This window comes from Trichococcus sp. (genome assembly GCF_049589555.1).
Classification (GTDB): Bacteria; Bacillota; Bacilli; order Lactobacillales; family Aerococcaceae; genus Trichococcus.
Window position 1 is genome coordinate 1 of the sequence record NZ_JBAWAZ010000014.1, and the last position, 2,474, is coordinate 2,474.

Sequence of the window (2,474 nt, forward strand, 5' to 3'; positions counted from 1 at the left end):
CAACTCGATGCTGAAAGCCTTCATCCGCAACGCCAGGTAGGCTTTGTATATGATCGGAACCACCGCGATGAGCGTCGCGAGGATCAGAGCGTAGTCGGCAGCAGCGGAATAGCCGAGGGTATTCAGGATGAAGCCGACTGCAATCAGGACTCCCGAGAGTGCGGTAATGCGGTTTTTGTATTTGTTGATCCATTTGATCATTTAAATGACCTCCTCTTGTATTTCCTATAGCCTAATCATACGTCATTAAGCAGGAAAGCGACTTGATTATGGTCAAGCTTTGGTTGCGGAAATACGCGACGGCTTCTTCGCAGGAGCAACGCAGCGGATGAGCGGCCTCAGCTCCGATGAAGAGGCGCTCGCGGGAGTTGCGCGACTGGCTGGGGGCTGTGCTCCGACGAGAACCTGCTCGCAGGAGAAGAGCCCGCACATTACCGCTGTTCTCCGGTATGGGAAGCCTCGCCGGAGGAATGCACCGCCCCCGGTCACCGGAGGGCATCCGAACACAAAAAAGCTGCCTGCAAATTGCAGACAGCGGAGTCCTTCGGCAGGGCCGAGCATTATATAGAAGAAACGACTAGATGGCATCCCCATCAACAACGGCAGCGTCGTCGTTCAGGATGGAGGAGTCGAATTCCCCAATGTTTCGGGAAGAAACGACGCCCGCCAGCATGCTGTCGTTGACGTTAGTCAAGGTACGCATCATGTCGATCACCGGTTCAACCGAGATGACAAGTCCGGCGATCGTAACAGGCAAGTTCAGCGCGCCCAATACGATCAAAGCGGCGAAGGTAGCGCCGCCGCCGACACCGGCAACACCGAAGGAACTGATTGTCACGACCAGGATCAGCGTCAATACGAAGCCGATGCTGGTGACATCGATGCCCAAAGTTGGCGCCACGATGGTCGCCAACATGGCAGGGTAGACACCCGCGCAACCGTTCTGACCGATGGACAGGCCGAAACTGGCGGCAAAGTTGGCGGAGGCATCATCGACGCCCAATGCTTTCGTTTGCGTCTCAACGTTCAAAGGCAGTGCGCCGGCGCTGGAACGGGCAGTGAAAGCGAAGCTCAAGACTGGGAAAGCTTTTTTGAAATAGGTGATCGGATTGACGCCGACTCCCGCCAGAATCAAGCTGTGTACCAACAAGACGACCAGTAAAGCGGCATAGGAAGCGACCACGAACAGTCCCAAATTGACGATGGCTTGGTAACTGGATGTCGCCATCATTTTGGTCATCAATGCCAAGATTCCGTAAGGAGTCAGGCGCAGAACCAAGGTAACGATACGCATAACGATTGATTGGATGACTTGCAGTCCTTTGTTGAAAAGGGTGGCATTTTCAGGCTGCTTTTTCTTGATGCCCATATAAGCGATCCCGACAAAAGCGGAAAAGACTACGACGGCGATCGTACTTGTGCTGCGCAGACCGGCCAAATCCTGGAAGATGTTGGTCGGGATGAAGCTGAGCACCTGACCAGGAATAGTCAAGTCAGCGACTTGCGTCTGTTGAGTGGTCAAGGCTTCGATCCTTGCAGTTTCAGCGGAACCTTGCGTGAATTGTGCACCGTCAAGATTGAAGAGGATGACGGATGCCCATCCGATAAGGGCAGCGATGGCGGTTGTACCAAGCAAAGTGCCGAGTACGGATCCGCTGATTTTGCCCAGATTTTTGGTTTCTTCGATGCGTGTAAAAGCGCCCACGATCGACACGAAAATCAACGGGATGATCAGCATCTGCAGGAAGCGGACGTAACCGTTACCGACGATATTGATCCAATCGATTGCAGTCAGTGTGATTGTGCTGTCAGGTGCAAAAAGTAACTGGATGGCGGCCCCGAAGATAACCCCTAAAGCCAGCGCGATGAAAACACGTTTTGAAAACTTGACGTGTTTGGCGCCTAAACGATAAAGTGCGAAAAGCAATGCCGCAAATACGGCCAAAATAATGACAATGGAAATGATGTCCATTTGAAATCCTCCTTTAATTTATCTATTCCGAGAACGTAAAAAAGCCCTCGTCCCTATACTCCAAATGCTTGGAATACAGGGACGAAAGCTCTTCGTGATCCACCCTTATTCGCACGACCCTCGCAGATTGTGCCTTATGAAGTACGCAAAACCAGCCATACTTCTGTACGCTATCGGGTACAAACCGAAATGACACTAACGCATCATTTTGCTCCGAGACGCATTTTCGCTTTCCTGACCATGCCTCTTCTCACCGACTGAGGCTCTCTTTGATGACCGTGAAAGGTACTTCTTCTCTTCAACGCACAACTTATTTTCATTTGTGTTTTCATGATAACATGCTTATTTTTCGAAAGCAACTGATATCCCTCGGTTCAGGAATAACCGGATTTGCAAGAAAAACGAGCTCCGGACTGATCCGGAACTCTTTCTCAATGATAATCTAGGATTCTTTGACCGATTGGACTTCGTAGCCCAACTTTTGGATCGTTTCGCTGATGTC

The 2,474-nt window shown here is 51.2% G+C and carries 1 protein-coding gene and 1 pseudogene; both read right to left on the minus strand.

Features of this window, described 5'->3' with window-relative positions:
* Positions 1-201: pseudogene (locus tag WBV27_RS00785) on the minus strand (heavy metal translocating P-type ATPase); the annotation flags it as partial.
* A gap of 376 nt (positions 202-577) precedes the next feature.
* Entirely contained in the window at positions 578-1,972 is a 1,395-nt protein-coding gene (locus tag WBV27_RS00790; protein ID WP_424198552.1) for an L-cystine transporter, read from the minus strand.
* Between the last annotated feature and the right edge of the window lie 502 nt (positions 1,973-2,474).

What these genes read in the sequence shown, in the direction of transcription:
- WBV27_RS00790 (WP_424198552.1), bottom strand. Translation starts at nt 1,972, where the DNA reads ATGGACATCATTTCCATTGTCATTATTTTGGCCGTATTTGCGGCATTG.